Consider the following 14168-nt stretch of genomic DNA (forward strand, 5'->3'; position numbering starts at 1 on the left):
GGAAAACCGGTACCCACTTTTCCGGATCATGCGTCAATTCAGCGACAACCGCGGAAACGTCTCCAGCGGATTGTCGACGCACATCTTCGCGATGATGCTCTTCGGCAGGTTCGGCGGAATCGGATCGTCGCCGTCGAACTGCCAGTGTGGATAGTCGGACGCGAACAGGAACATCTTTTCCGAGCCGATCTGGTCGATGATCTCCTCGACGCTTTTGGCGTCGCCCGGCGCATCGAAGGGCTGCATGGTGACGCGGAAATTGTCGCGGATGATTGCAGCCGGCTCGCGTTCGACCCAGGGAACCTCGACGCGGACGCCGCGCCAGGTCTTGTTGGCGCGCCACATGAAGGCCGGCAGCCAGCTCACGCCGGATTCCATCAGCACGACCTTCAGGTTGGGAAACTTGCCGAAAACGCCTTCATAAATGAGGCTCAGGATCTGCGCCTGAAACGCCTGCGCCTCGACGAAGTAATATTCGTAGCGGTGCGACGGCCAGCCGGCCGAGCTCGGCGCCTGACGATATTGCGTACCGGCATGGATCGCCAGCGGTAGCTGGTACTTCTCGGCGAGCCGGTACACCGGCCAGAAATGCGGCCGACCCAACAGCGTCTCGCCCTGCGCCAATACCAGGATGGAGACGAAACGATTGTCGCCGGCGCGGCGCTCGATCTCCTCGATCGCGAGATCCGGATCCTGCATCGGCACCACGATGGAGGCCCGAAGGCGCGGATCGCGCGACAGCCATTCGGCGGCGATCCAGTCGTTGATAGCCTTGCAGAAGTCTGCCGCCATGTAGGCGTCGAACACGGCCTGCGCGCCATAGAGCACGTTGAGGATCGCGTGGCTGGCGCCCAATTGATCAAAGGCGCCCTTCTGCACCATGGCGAGGTCGGAGCCGGGCTTGACGCCATTGGCCGGCCGCCAGTCGGCACGGCCGGTCAGCGGCATGCTCGGCGGATAGGAGGTGAGATCAAGCCCGTCGATGGCGCGGCTCACGACCTGCTCTTTCCAGTGATCGCTGAGATAAGGAAGCAGCGTCGTGCGCGTGCCACCAACCGCCGGGTGGATGTCGCAGTCGATCCGCGTCACCGCCATGGAGCTTCCTCGTGCAATCTTATTGGCGGCGTTCTTGTGCGCCGCTTGCGCAGAGTGCCCCTGCCCGTGCCGGCGCGCAAGGTCGCCCGCCCGCGCGATCCGTCATGGCTCGGTTGCATTTCGCAGGCGCGATATGAAGATCCGCGATTCGTCGCACGCGGCGACCGCTCGATGGTGGATGGTCTCACGGCGCGAGCGGTGGATGCTACGGCATCCGCCGCTCCATACTGCAGCTATTTCGCGCTTTTATGCGCTCTCGCCTCAAGCCGCCTTGGACACTTCCATCAGCAGTCGCTCGGCCTTGGCATCCTCGATCCGGTTCACCAGCCGGCTGCTCTCGTGATTGTCGCGCACCGTCTTGGTCAAGGTGATGCAGGTCTGGATCAGCATCACGATGCCCATGGTGAGATATCCCTTCATCCAGAGATCGATCGGCAGGAAGAAGATGCCGATGGCGACGAGGAACGCGGAGGCTGCGAAGGACGCGTAAGTGAAGGTCACCCAGGCGCTGCTGTGGGGCTGGCCGTTCTGGTTCATGATGGTCTCCTGTTGGTTCGAATGATGATTGGGTTTGGGATCAGGCGGTCGGCATGCGCTTGGACTTCAACCGCGCCAGCACGTCGTCCGCGGTCGTCTTGAGCCGGGGGCCAAAGCCCTGCTCGGCGAGCCGTTCGGCGGTGGCGAGCGGACCGCTGGCCGCATCGAGCTCGACCAGCGCGTCGTCAGCGGCCTGGGCTTCCATCTGCCGGTCGCGCAGGCGCCTCAAGGTGCTCTCCGCCTCCGGCAGCGTGGATTCGTAAGGGCGTGCCGCCTCAATGCCGCTGCGACGAAGCGAGCGCACCGCTTCCGAGGCACGGGCGACACGACGGCCGCGATCGAGCTCGGTGATGCGGGCCTGCGCGCTTGCGACGTGGCGCTTCAGCCTGATGATCTCGGTCGCGAACAATGCGCGTGCGGTCATCGCCGCATCGCGATCGGCCTCCAAGCCTGCGATGGCTTCGGCAGCATCCTTGGCGAGGTCCTCGCGGCCACCGTCGAGCGCCGCAACCGCGCGGGTCTCGAGGTCGGCGATGCGGGCCACGGTCGCCTCGAGCTTGCGGCCTTCCTGCTGGTCCTGGGCGATTGCCAGCGCCAGGGTCCGCTTGCTGCGCTCGACGGCGGCGGCCGCGTCGCGCATCTGCTGGTCGAGGATCAGAAGGGTCGTACGGTCTTCCAGTTCCTCGCCTGCGGCGGCCACGCTGCCGCGGAAAAGTGTCACTACGGTCTTGAACATTTGCTGCTCCCTGTTATGAGCGTTGCTCACAGATGGTTTGTAGCAGAAACCTTGAACATCGTTCAATAAATATTTGAGCGTCGCTCAAGAATTTGATTAATAAATGACTAAAGCCTTGGAACGTCGAGAGAAATTGCGGGCCGACCTGATCCAGGCGGCCGAGCGGATGATCGCTGAGCGCGGGTTGGCGGGTCTCAAAACCCGCGATCTCGCCCGCGAGATCGGCTGCGCCAATGGCGCGGTCTACAATCTCGTCGCCGACGTGGACGAGTTGGTCCTGCGCGTCGGCTCGCGCACGTTACTCCGGCTCGACAAGGTGCTCAGCGCGGCGGTGAGCGCGGGCAATCCGTCGCCGCAGGAGACGCTGGTCCGCATCGCGATCGCCTATTGCGATTTCGCCGCAGAAAATCTCGAGCTCTGGCGCGCAATGTTCGAGCATCGCATGGCGCCCGGCAAGGAAGTCCCCGACTGGTCCGTCGACGACCAGTTGCAGCTGTTCCGCCACATCTACGCGCCGCTGGCAGCGTTGTTTCCGGACAGAGGGACCGAAGAGCTCGGCATCACCGCACGCAGCCTGTTCTCGGCCGTGCATGGCATGGTGGCGCTGGGGCTCGAGCAGAGGCTGGTCGCCGTGCCGCTGCCGGCGCTGCGGAAGGAAATCGCGGGCCTGGTGCGGGCGATGATCGACGGCTTGATCGCGCGGGCGGCGTAGAAGCCGAGAGAGCGCAGCGAAACCGGCGGCGACGCCTGACTAAAATTTCGCCTGTCGCATCGCTGGCAGCACGCTTAGCTTTCGCCGCATCTCGTCCTCTCTCCGGAGTCTCCCATGCCCCTCCTCATCCGCGGCGGCACCGTCGTCAATCATGATCATTCGCGCCGTGCGGACGTGCTGATCGACGGCGAGACCATCGTCGCGATGGGAACATCGCTCGATGCACCGACGGGCGCGGAGATCGTCGATGCCGGCGGCGCCTATGTCATCCCGGGCGGGATCGATCCGCACACCCATCTCGAAATGCCGTTCATGGGCACGGTGACCGCCGACGATTTCGAATCCGGGACGAAGGCGGCGCTGACCGGCGGCACCACCATGGTGGTGGATTTCTGCCTGCCCGATCCCGGCCAGTCGATGCTCGCGGCCTATCAGGAGTGGCGGCACAAATCCGAGAAGGCGGCGATCGACTACGGCTTCCACATGGCGGTGACGTCGTGGTCGAAGCAGATCTATGACGAGATGGAGACCGTGGTCAAAACCTACGGCATCAACACCTTCAAGCATTTCATGGCCTACAAGGGCGCGCTAATGGTGAACGATGACGAGCTCTACAACTCGTTCGCGCGCTGCGCCCATCTCGGCGCCATGCCGGTGGTGCATGCGGAAAACGGCGACGTCGTCGCCTTGATGCAGGAAGCGCTGATCGCGCGCGGCGTCACCGGCCCCGAGGGCCACGCCTACTCGCGGCCGCCGGAGGTCGAGGGCGAGGCCACCAACCGCGCCATCATGATCGCCGACATGACGGGCACGCCGGTCTATATCGTGCACACGAGCTGCCGCGAAGCGCATGAGGCGATTGCCCGCGCACGGGCTGCTGGGAAACGCGTCTACGGCGAGCCGTTGATCCAGCATCTGCTGCTGGATGCCGGCGAGTACCAGAACAGGGACTGGGATCATTCCGCGCAGCGCGTGATGTCGCCGCCGTTCCGCGACAGATCGCATCAGGACAGTCTTTGGGCCGGCCTGCAATCAGGCTCGCTCCAGGTGGTCGCCACCGACCATTGCGCCTTCACCACCGAGCAGAAGCGGTTCGGGCTCGGCGATTTCAGGAAGATCCCGAACGGCACCGGCGGCCTCGAAGATCGGCTCGCATTGTTGTGGACCGCGGGCGTCGCGACGGGGCGGCTCACGAAGGAAGAATTCGTCGCGGTGACCTCGGCGAACATCGCGCGCATCCTCAATATCTACCCGCGCAAGGGCGCCGTCGCCGTCGGTTCGGACGCCGATGTCGTGGTGTGGGACCCCAGGGCGAGCAAGACCATCAGCGCGAAGCGGCAGATGAGCCGGATCGACTACAACGTGTTCGAAGGCTTTGCCTGCACCGGCGGACCGGCCGCGACGCTGTCGCGTGGCCGCATCGTCTGGAAGGCTGGCGATCTGCGCGCCGAGGCCGGCGACGGGCACTATGTCGAGCGTCCGGCGTTCTCGCCGGTGCATGTCGCCAACTCGACGTGGAAGCAACTGACCGCCCCGCGTGCGGTCACACGCGGAGCGGTGACGCCGTAACGATCAGGCCGCCTTGCCGGCCCGCAACCGGTCGAGCACCGGCAACAGTTCGGACGGATCGGGGCGTTGCGTATAGTCCGGGTTCACCTCCGCATAGGCGATGATGCCGTCGCGGCCGATGACGTAGCGCGCGGGCATCGGCAGCACCCAGGCCGGATTGTCGTTGAACGTCGGCAGGTCGTTCTTGAAGGACTTGTAGAGCGAGACGAGATCGGCCGGCAGCGCGAAGCGGATGCCGAAGGCGTCGGCGAGGCCGCTCGCGACGTCGCTCAGGATCGGGAACGACAGCTTGTTCTCGCGCTCCGACTTGCGGCTGTTCGGCGCTGTCTGCGGCGAGATCGCAACGAGGCTCGCACCACGCGCGGCGATCTCCGGCAGCGTCTCCTGCAGCGCCTGGAGCTCGAGGTTGCAATACGGGCACCAGACGCCGCGATAGAACGACACGACCAGCGGTCCCTTCGCGAGCAGGTCGCGCGACGCGACCTGCTTGCCGTCGGGATCCCTGAGGATGAATTCCGGCGCGGCGTCGCCGGCCTTCTTGGCGCGCTGCGCCTGGCCGCTCGCGATCAGTTCGGCGGTGGCGCGGTGCATGGTGTCGAGCGCCTCCTTGCTGGGCTTGAGCGGGAAGCGGCCGGCTTCGAAGTCGGCTTTGAAGGCATCGAGTTTGTCTTGCAGGGCCATGGGTAGCTCCATCTTTTGCTGTTGGCCCGTCCTATCTGGATCATTTGAAAATGAAGGGGTATACGGTCGATACGGACAACATTTATCTGGATTTCAAATGAGTGATCGACTGCAAGAATTGGCCGTGTTCGTCCGCGCGGCGGAGAGCGGCAGCTTTTCGAAGGCCGCACGCGAGCTCGGCCTGTCGCAGCCCTCGGTGTCCCGCATCATCGGCGAGCTGGAGGCCCGGCTGGGCGTCAAGCTGCTGCTGCGAACCACGCGCCGCATCACCGTCACCGACGCCGGCGCGCTGTTCCTCACCCGCGCACGCGAAGTGCTGGCCGATATCGAGGACGCCGAGGACGCCGCGCGCGGCATCGACTCGCTGCGTGGCACGATCCGCATCACGATGCCCGTCATGTACGGCGCCCGGAACATCATCCCGCGCCTGCCGAAATTCCTGGCTGCGCATCCGCTGCTGCGCGTCGAGCTATCCGTGGTCGACGAACGCCAGGACCTCGTCGCCGAGGGGACCGATGTCGCCATTCGGCTCGGCCTGCTCAACGACTCCGGCTTTGGCGCGCGAAGTCTCGGGATATTGCCGCGCCTCGTGGTGGCATCGCCGTCTTATCTTGCCATCTGTGGCACACCGAAAACGCCGGCGGACCTCGCGTCCCACGATTGCATTTTCGGACCAGGCCAGTCCGGCCGCACCAGTTGGTCGTTCACGCGGAACGGAACGGAGACATCGGTCGATGTCCGCGGCCGCATCACCACCGATTCCGGCCCCGGCGTATTCGCCTGTGTGCAGGCGGGGCTCGGCATCGCGATCACATCGCCAATCATGGCCGGACCCGAGATCGCCGCCGGCACGCTGGTCCCCCTGTTGAAGAGCTACAAGCTTTCGCCCATCGACGTCTACGCCGTCTTCCCGGGTGGCCGCCGCCCCTCGACCAAGGTGCGCGCTCTGGTGGACTATCTCGCGACCGACATGAAGCAGACGCCATGAGCGACGCGCCGGACCGTTCCGCGGGCACAGCGGGCTGCGACACCATGCGTCGCATTTACTGGCATGGCGCTTGCCTCCTTTGGTCGCAATTGGCTCAAGGAGGCATCGATGAATGCATCGTCTTTCGACATCAGCCGCCGCAATGTGTTGCTGGGAGGCCTTGGCGCAGCTGGATTGACCGCCATCGCACCTCGCTTCGCCACTGCCCAAGGGCGTAGCGAGACACTGCTGGTGGTGCAGGAGCTCGGGCCGAACTCGCTCGACATGCAGGGCGTCGGCTCCAACCAGACCGTGAACGGCCTGTCCTGGAACTGCTACGACCGCCTGCTGACCTACGCCTCCAAGACGTTGCCCGACGGGACCGCGTCCTATGATCGCGAGAAGCTCGCGCCTGAACTCGCCGAGAGCTGGGAGGTCGCAGCCGACGACATGTCCTGCACCTTCAAGCTTCGCAAGGACGCGAAATTCCACGACGGCACGCCTGTTACCGCCAAGGACGTCAAATGGTCGTTCGACCGCGCCGTGAAGGTCGGCGGCTTTCCGACCTTCCAGATGTCGGCGGGTTCGCTGGAGAAGCCCGAGCAGTTCGTGGTGGTCGACGATCACACCTTCCGTATCGATTATATCCGCAAGGACAAGATGCTGCTGTTCAACGTCGCCGTCGTCGTGCCCTTTATCATCAATTCCGAACTCGCCAAGAAGAACGCGACGGCGGAAGATCCCTGGGCGCTGGCTTGGCTGAGGACCAACGAGGCCGGTGGCGGCGCCTACAGGATCGAAAGCTGGAAGCCAGGAAGCGAGACCGTGCTGGCGCGCTTCGACGACTGGAAGAGCGGACCGCTGCCGAAGATCAGGCGCGTGATCGCGCGCGACGTCCCCTCGGCCGGCACGCGCCGCGCGATGCTGGAGCGGGGCGATGCGGATATTTCCAGCGGCTTTGCGCCGCGCGATTTCGAGCAGATCATTCGGGAGGGCAAGGTCAAGGTATCGGGGGTGCCGATCCCGAATGCGCTCTGGTACATCGCACTCAACACGGCGAAGCCGCCGTTCGACAATGTGAAGCTACGGCAGGCCATCGCCTGGGCGATGCCTTATGAGCAGATCCAGAGCAGCGCGTTCTTCGGCCGCGCCGTTCCTATGTATGGCGGAGCCGCCGAAGTCTCAAAGCCGGTCTGGCCGCAGCCGTTTCCCTATGTCACCGATCTCGACAAGGCCAAGGCGTTGATGAAGGAAGCAGGCTTTGAGTCTGGCCTGGAGACGACCTTGTCGCTCGACACGGGCACTGCGACCGTCGGCGAGCCGACCGCCATTCTGATCCAGGAGAACCTCGCCAAGATCGGCATCAAGGCGTCCATCGAAAAAATCCCCGGCGCGAACTGGCGCACGACGCTGAACAAGAAGGAGCTGCCGCTCGCGCTCAACCGCTTCAGCGGTTGGCTCGATTATCCCGAGTACTATTTCTACTGGAATTTCCACGGCAACAATTCGATCTTCAACATCTCGTCATACCAGAACAAGGCGATGGACGCGCTGATCGACAAGGCGCGCTTCACGGCGGATGCGGCGGAATACGACCGGTGCGTGAAGGATTTCATCGCGCTCTGCATGCGCGACGTTCCCGTCGTTCCGCTCAACCAGCCGATCCACGACGTCGCCATGCAGAAGGCCATCACCGGCTACGAGTTCTGGTTTCACCGCGAACCCGACTACCGCCAGTTCGCGAAGGGCTGATGCCGCTCGACAACGCGGACGACGTCCGAGGCGGCCCGCGCCTGCTCGGTCGGAAAGCCCAGCGCCAACCGTGCCGCGCTGGTGCGCAGCATCGCGGCGTCGAGCTTGCCCTGCCGCGCCCCATCCAGCGCACAGGCGAAGACCCGGTAGAATTGCGCGCCGTCATAGGCAACCAGCAGCAAATCGACGCCGGCGTTGATCGCCTCGACCACGGCTTTGCAGACGTCGTGCTGGTAGATCGCACCCATCACGAGGTCGTCGGTCATCACCATGCCCTGGTAACCCCACTTGTCGCGGATGATGCCATCAATAACGCGTTTCGAATGCGAGGCGGCGCGATCGGGATCGACGGTCGTGAGCGTCACGTGCCCAACCATGAGCGCGCTGCGCGAATGCGACAACACCTCGCGGAACGGCAGCCAGTCGGTGGCTTCGAGCTCTTTTACCGGCGTATCGAGCTTGGCGCTGAAATGATGCGTGTCCGTGCGGACGCGGCCGATGCCGGGAAAATGCTTCAGCGTAGCACCGACGCCTGACTCTTCCAGCCCGCGCACATAGGCGCTCGCGATCGTGCTGACGACGGCAGGGTCGGTCGCGATCGCGCGCTGACCGATCAGCGTGTGAAAATCGAGACGATTGCGCCGAACCGGCGGCTTGAGGTCGAGCACCGGCGCGAGGTTGAGGTTGACGCCGAGCCCGGCGAGCTCGCGGCCGTGGATACGGCCGAACTCTTGGGCCCTGGCCTGCTGTTCGTCGGGGGCGAGCCCGCTGAGCGTCGCCAGCGCCGGCACCTTCGTCAGCGGCGGCGCGAGATGTCCGACGATGCCGCCCTCTTGGTCTGCCGCAACGACCAGCGGCGGCAGGCCGGCGGCGCGCCGCTTGTCCTGGAGCGCCGCGATCTCGGCGCGCAACGTCTCGACGGTCCGGCCGTGGATGTTGCGCCGGGTCACGTAGACGCCGCCGATCAAGCCCTGCTCGGCAAGGCGCGCAACCTCGGGAAAGGAGGAATAGCCCACCATGAAGTGAGGTCCGAGCTGACGCGCCTCGGTGGCGCTCGCGGCGAGCACGTCGTGCTTGCGCAGCTCGAACTTCAGATGCGCCGCCGACATCAGGACCGGCGGCAGGCACCAGAGCACGACGAGCAGCTTGCCCGCGATGGTACGCCAACGCCCTTTGCGTAGCAGCAGGATGACGATCGCGAGGCTTGCGACGACAAGCGCGAGGTTTCCCGCGCCGCGCAGCGGGACCAGATAGGGATCGTTCTTGTTGGCGGCCGCGAATGCGACGAGAGGCGCGGCCAGCCAGAGCAGGACGAGACCGATACGACCGAGGAATTGCATGATGCGTCACACGCTATGAGTGGCGAATGCTTCGCACCTATCAAAGCGAATCACGCTGTGCGAGAGGCAAACGCGCGCCTGCACGAAAACTGCAAAAGACTCCTGAAACCGTGCAGACGATGGTCCCGCCTTCTGCACAAGCGCCGTTCAGACTTCGTGATGCCACCCATCACGAAAGGTCATTTGGACATGACGAGCCTGGCTTCGACGATAGCAGCGGAAATCCAGCCGATCAGGCATTCCTCGATCCCGGCCAAGGTCGGCCTCGCGCTGGTGCTGGCCACGCTCGCCGACTGGCTGTTCTACGGCCAGCGGATCGGGCTGTCGCTGACGCTCTTTGCGATCGCGATGGCCTGCGTGTCGGTGCTCTTCAATCATGCGGCCCTGGATCTGCGGCGCGCCATGATCGGCACGGCCATTCTCGTCGCCGGCCTCGTTCCGGCCATCGAGGAGCTCAACATGCTGTCCTTCCTGATCCTCACCATGGCGCTGGCCATTGCGCATTTGATCGCGACCAATCCGGAAACGACCGAGCTCACGGAGCGTGCCCGCGCGCTGCGCAACTTTGTCCTGTTCGGTCCCTTCAGGTTCTTCCTCGAGGCGCTCCAGGTCTTCAACATGTCGGCGTTCACCCGCGGCCTTGCACTCTGGCTGCTCCCGGCAACGCTCAGCACCGTCTTCGTCGCGCTGTTCGCTGCGGCCAATCCGGTGATCGAGCAGTGGGTGTCCCTGCTCAATCCAAAGCTCATCCTCGAATATATCAGCATCCCGCGCCTGCTGTTCTGGGCCATGATGCTGGCGCTGGTTTGGCCGTTCATCCATGTGCGCTGGCGGCGCAGGACGATTGTCACCACCGCCGTTGCCGACGGCCCCGTGCCGCCCCCGCTCCCGCCCTTGGTCTCGGCCGAATTTCTGAACCCCTCCACCATTCTGCGCTCGTTGATCCTGTTCAACCTGCTGTTCGCGGCGCAGTCCATCCTCGACGGCATCTATCTCTGGGGCCATGTGGCGCTGCCCGACAATTTGACCTATGCGGCCTACGCCCATCGCGGCGCCTATCCGCTGATAGCGACGGCGTTGCTCGCCGCTGCCTTCGTGCTGGTCGCGATGCGCCCGGGCGGGGCGGCCGAGAAATCGAAGGTGATCCGGCCGCTGGTCTATCTCTGGGTCGGGCAGAACGTGCTGCTCGTCGCCTCCTCCATCCTCCGCCTCGATCTCTATGTCGACATCTACATGCTGACCTATTGGCGGATCGCGGCCTTCATCTGGATGGGGCTGGTGGCGCTCGGGCTGGTCCTGATCTTGGCGCGCATCGCGCTCAACCGGTCCAACCAATGGCTGGTCGGTGCCAATCTGATCGCGCTGGCGATCGTGCTCTATGGCTGCTCGCTTGTGAACTTCGATGCGTTCATTGCCGACTACAATGTCACCCACAGCCGGGAAGCATCGGGCAAAGGCGTGCAGATCGACATCAACTATCTCCTGACGCTCGGGCCGCAGGCGCTGCCTGCCATCGACAAGGCCATCTTGCTCCGGCCCGGCGCCCCCGAGAGCTGCCTTGTGTCGCGCCGCGACCGCCTTGTAGAACAGCAGCGCCAGGATCTGGCCTGGCGGAGCTGGGGCTTTCGGAGCTGGCGGCTCCAGCGCAGGCTGGACGCGCGGGCGAAGGATCAGCAGGCAGGCTGAGGAAGCGGAGAGGTTCTTGGCGCATCGCATTCTCATCGTCGACGACGAGGGCCACATCCGCGAGGTCATCCGCGTCGCCTTGAAGAAGGCCGGCATGGACGTGATCGAGGCGCGCGACGGCAAGGAGGCACTCGCCCGCTTTGCCGCCGGCAGGCCCGATCTGATCGTGCTCGACATCGGCATGCCTGAGTTCGACGGTCTCGACGTCTGCCGCGAGATCCGCAAGACCTCCGACGTGCCGATCCTGTTCCTGTCGGCACGCGACGAGGAGATCGACCGCATCCTCGGCCTCGAGATTGGCGGCGACGATTACGTGACGAAGCCGTTCAGCCCGCGCGAGTTGGTGGCGCGGGTCAACGTCATCCTGCGCCGCCTCAGCCCGCGCAATGGCGAGGCCAAGGCCGGGCCGGGCGCGCTGTCGCAAGGCGGCCTGCTGATCGATCCCGAACAGCATGTCGCGACCTTCGCCGGCACGCCGCTAAAGCTGACCGCGATCGAGTTCGGCATTTTACGCGCGTTCCTGACCCGGCCGACCTCGGTGTTCAACCGCGAGCAGCTGATGCGGGCGGCCTATCAGCTCAACATCCAGGTCTCCGACCGCACCATCGACAGCCACATCCGCAACATCCGCGCCAAGCTCGCGGCGCTGGCCTGCGACAACGTGATCGAGACCATCCACGGCGTCGGCTTCAAGCTCGGCCGCTGCGAGAAAGAGGCATGAGCGCAGCGCCCGACAAATGGCGGCCGTCGCTCACCCTCGTGATCTTCACGGTGCTGGCGACCGTCGGCGTGCTGCCGCTGGTCGGCCTGTTCTTCTTCCGCCTCTACGACAACCAGCTCATCCGCCAGACCCAGGCCGAGCTGATTGCGCAGAGCCGCGTGCTCGCGACGATCTATGCGCAGGAGGTCACAGCGCGGCTCGACAGCGGCCTGACACTCGGCGCCGAGGTGCCGCCCAACGTGCTGCCCGACCCCGGCGACCAGGTCACCCCGATCCGTCCCGCGCTCGACCTCACCGCTAACGATCTCTTGCGGCGGCGGCCGGATGCGCAAGCAGCGCCCCAGCCGGCGCAGCCAGCCTATGTCGAGATCGGCGCAAGACTGACGCCGATCATCCGCGAGACCCAGAAGGTGACGCTGGCGGGCTTTCGCATCCTCGATCCGCAGGGCGTGGTGATCGCCGGGCGCTACGAGGTCGGGCAATCGCTCGCCCATATCGAGGAGGTCGCGGACGCGCTGCACGGGCAGTACCGCGCCACGCTGCGCAACCGCGTCCCGGATCGGCCGCCGCCGCCAATCTATTCGTTCAGCCGCGGCCTCGGCGTGCACGTGTTCTCGGCAATGCCCGTCATCGTCAACAACCGCGTCGCCGGGGTGATCTACACCACGCGGACGCCGAGCAACATCTTTGACCATCTCTACCAGGAGCGGGCCAAGTTCGTGCTGGCGGGGCTCGCCGTCATCCTCGGCACGATCGCGATCGGCCTCGTATTCTCGCGCACCATCACGCTGCCGATGCGCGAGCTGATCGACCGCGCCGCGCGCATCGGCCGCGGCGATCGCGAGGCGTTTCGGCCGCTCCGGCATTACGGCACCCGCGAATTCGCCCAGCTGTCGCACAGTTTTCTCGGCATGGCCGAGCAGCTGGCGCGGCGCTCGGACTATATCGCGACGTTCTCGGCCCACCTCACCCACGAGCTGAAATCGCCGCTGACCTCGATCAAGGGCGCGGCCGAGCTGTTGCAGGATTCGTTTCAAGGAAAGCCGGAAGGCCTGACGCCGGCCGAGCAGAAGACGTTCATCGCCAACATCCTGTCGGACACGCAGCGGCTGGAGGCGATGGCGCAGCGGCTGCGCGAGCTCGCCCGCGCCGAAAGCCTGCCGCAGAACGAACGCACCGAGCTTGCGCCCGTGATCGCCGACCTCAGGAGCCGGTTTCCGGCAAGCTCAATCGAGGCCAGCGGCCGCCTCGATCGGACGATCGGTATGTCCGGCGAGAAGGCGCTGATCGTGCTGTCGCATCTCGCCGACAACGCGATGCGGCACCGGGCGAGGACCATCAGGCTGGAGGCGGTGGACGAGCGGACGACCCTGCTTGTGACGGTCTGCAATGACGGCGAGCCGATTTCGGCGCCGAACCGCGACAGGATCTTTGATGCGTTCTTCACCACCCGCCGCGACCAGGGCGGCACCGGGATGGGGCTGGCGATCGCGCGCGCGGTGATGGCGAGCCATGGCGGCTCGATCAAGCTGAAGCCGACCGACGAGGGCGCGGCCTTCGAGCTCCAGTTTCCGATAGCCTAGATCGCGAACACCCAGGCGGCGACGATGGTGCCGATGGTGACCAGACCGGCGATGGTCCAGCCGGCGGCATATTCCAGCTCGGGATGACCGGTCGCCCGCATGATCTCTGCCGGATCGGCGGTATGCTTCTCTGCCATGACAGCCTCGCACGTTTTTTTCCGTGTCCTATGTAAGTCGCTTCAGCCGCCAATAGGTTCCATCACGGAAATGCGAGGAATGATGCAACTTGGTCTGTTCGCCGAACCGCAAGCCGGTCCTGGCGGGCTTCGCTATACCGATGACTTCGTCGAGGCCGCCGTCGAGCAGGACTTGATCGGCCGCATCGCAGCATTGCCGCTGCAGCGCTTCCAGTTCGGCGCCTTCGAGGGCAACCGCCGGGTGGCGTCGTTCGGCTATCGTTATGATTATTCGCTGCAACGGCTGGCCGAGGCCGAGCCGATCCCGGACTGGGTCCTGCCCGTGGTGCGGCAGGTCGAGGCCTGGGCGGGCCTCGCTGGCGGCAGCGTCCGGCAGGTGCTCTGCACCGAATATGACACCGGCGTCGGCATCGGCTGGCACCGCGACAAGCCGCATTTCAAGGAGATCCTCGGCCTGTCGCTGGGCTCGCCGTGCAAATTCCGCTTCCGCCGCCGCAGCGGCGACAAATGGAAGCGCCACGCGCTCGAAGCCCTGCCGCGCTCGCTCTACATGATGGACGGCGAGGCGCGGTCGCAATGGGAGCACAGCATCCCGCCGGTCGAGGCACGCCGCTATTCCATCACCTTCCGGACGATGAAGCGGGTGTAACGG

The 14168-nt window shown here is 65.0% G+C and carries 14 protein-coding genes; 8 read left to right on the top strand and 6 right to left on the bottom strand.

Going from position 1 to position 14168, the window contains the following annotated elements; genetic code table 11:
* Positions 1 to 33 precede the first annotated feature (33 nt).
* The 3 genes from AB4Z51_RS07670 to AB4Z51_RS07680 all read right to left on the bottom strand — a co-directional run bounded on the left by AB4Z51_RS07670 (position 34) and on the right by AB4Z51_RS07680 (position 2368).
* Entirely contained in the window at positions 34 to 1095 is a 1062-nt protein-coding gene (locus AB4Z51_RS07670) for an amidohydrolase family protein (protein WP_085403420.1), read from the bottom strand.
* 261 nt (positions 1096 to 1356) lie between these two features.
* Positions 1357 to 1632 (bottom strand): YiaA/YiaB family inner membrane protein, encoded by a 276-nt coding sequence (locus AB4Z51_RS07675; RefSeq protein WP_014491840.1) that lies wholly within the window; start codon positions 1630 to 1632, stop codon positions 1357 to 1359.
* Positions 1633 to 1672: 40 nt separating this feature from the next.
* On the bottom strand, positions 1673 to 2368 hold the full coding sequence (locus tag AB4Z51_RS07680) for a PspA/IM30 family protein (protein ID WP_085403421.1): 696 nt from the start codon (positions 2366 to 2368) through the stop codon (positions 1673 to 1675).
* A 103-nt stretch (positions 2369 to 2471) separates the two neighbouring features.
* Here AB4Z51_RS07680 and AB4Z51_RS07685 point away from each other — a divergent pair, with 103 nt between their 5' ends.
* Positions 2472 to 3080, top strand: a complete 609-nt coding sequence (locus AB4Z51_RS07685) for a TetR/AcrR family transcriptional regulator (RefSeq protein ID WP_085403422.1) — start codon at positions 2472 to 2474, stop codon at positions 3078 to 3080.
* 114 nt (positions 3081 to 3194) lie between these two features.
* Positions 3195 to 4649 (top strand): dihydropyrimidinase, encoded by a 1455-nt coding sequence (hydA, locus tag AB4Z51_RS07690; RefSeq protein WP_085403423.1) that lies wholly within the window; start codon positions 3195 to 3197, stop codon positions 4647 to 4649.
* 3 nt (positions 4650 to 4652) lie between these two features.
* Here hydA and AB4Z51_RS07695 read toward each other — a convergent pair whose 3' ends face one another.
* Entirely contained in the window at positions 4653 to 5330 is a 678-nt protein-coding gene (locus tag AB4Z51_RS07695) for a peroxiredoxin-like family protein (RefSeq protein WP_085403442.1), read from the bottom strand.
* Between the two features lie 97 nt (positions 5331 to 5427).
* Here AB4Z51_RS07695 and AB4Z51_RS07700 point away from each other — a divergent pair, with 97 nt between their 5' ends.
* On the top strand, positions 5428 to 6318 hold the full coding sequence (locus AB4Z51_RS07700; RefSeq protein ID WP_071909447.1) for a LysR family transcriptional regulator: 891 nt from the start codon (positions 5428 to 5430) through the stop codon (positions 6316 to 6318).
* Between the two features lie 108 nt (positions 6319 to 6426).
* On the top strand, positions 6427 to 8049 hold the full coding sequence (locus AB4Z51_RS07705) for an ABC transporter substrate-binding protein (protein WP_085403443.1): 1623 nt from the start codon (positions 6427 to 6429) through the stop codon (positions 8047 to 8049).
* On the opposite strand, the gene AB4Z51_RS07710 is transcribed toward AB4Z51_RS07705, so the two are convergent.
* On the bottom strand, positions 8025 to 9389 hold the full coding sequence (locus tag AB4Z51_RS07710) for a glycoside hydrolase family 3 N-terminal domain-containing protein (RefSeq protein ID WP_085403424.1): 1365 nt from the start codon (positions 9387 to 9389) through the stop codon (positions 8025 to 8027). The two genes, AB4Z51_RS07705 and AB4Z51_RS07710, sit on opposite strands and share 25 nt — an antisense overlap.
* A gap of 189 nt (positions 9390 to 9578) precedes the next feature.
* Between AB4Z51_RS07710 and AB4Z51_RS07715 the strand changes: the two genes are divergently transcribed.
* Genes AB4Z51_RS07715 through AB4Z51_RS07725 form a run of 3 tightly spaced genes read left to right on the top strand, consistent with a single transcriptional unit; the run spans position 9579 to position 13379 of the window.
* Positions 9579 to 11075 (top strand): DUF4153 domain-containing protein, encoded by a 1497-nt coding sequence (locus AB4Z51_RS07715; RefSeq protein WP_085403425.1) that lies wholly within the window; start codon positions 9579 to 9581, stop codon positions 11073 to 11075.
* Positions 11076 to 11091: 16 nt separating this feature from the next.
* Positions 11092 to 11796 carry a response regulator gene (locus tag AB4Z51_RS07720; RefSeq protein ID WP_085403426.1) on the top strand — a complete coding sequence of 235 codons (705 nt, stop codon included), beginning with the start codon at positions 11092 to 11094 and terminating at the stop codon, positions 11794 to 11796.
* Entirely contained in the window at positions 11793 to 13379 is a 1587-nt protein-coding gene (locus tag AB4Z51_RS07725; RefSeq protein WP_085403427.1) for an ATP-binding protein, read from the top strand. The genes AB4Z51_RS07720 and AB4Z51_RS07725 overlap by 4 nt, the downstream gene beginning before the upstream one ends.
* On the opposite strand, the gene AB4Z51_RS07730 is transcribed toward AB4Z51_RS07725, so the two are convergent.
* Complete coding sequence (locus tag AB4Z51_RS07730; RefSeq protein WP_007597071.1) at positions 13376 to 13516, bottom strand: hypothetical protein; 141 nt, start codon at positions 13514 to 13516, stop codon at positions 13376 to 13378. The genes AB4Z51_RS07725 and AB4Z51_RS07730 overlap by 4 nt on opposite strands.
* 79 nt (positions 13517 to 13595) lie before the next feature.
* On the opposite strand from AB4Z51_RS07730, the gene AB4Z51_RS07735 reads away from it, so the two are divergent.
* The gene (locus AB4Z51_RS07735; RefSeq protein WP_085403428.1) at positions 13596 to 14165 is read left to right on the top strand and encodes an alpha-ketoglutarate-dependent dioxygenase AlkB; all 570 of its coding nucleotides are present in this window, start codon (positions 13596 to 13598) and stop codon (positions 14163 to 14165) included.
* Positions 14166 to 14168: the final 3 nt, after the last annotated feature.

Source organism: Bradyrhizobium sp. 2TAF36, assembly GCF_052114925.1.
Taxonomy (GTDB): Bacteria; Pseudomonadota; Alphaproteobacteria; order Rhizobiales; family Xanthobacteraceae; genus Bradyrhizobium; species Bradyrhizobium barranii.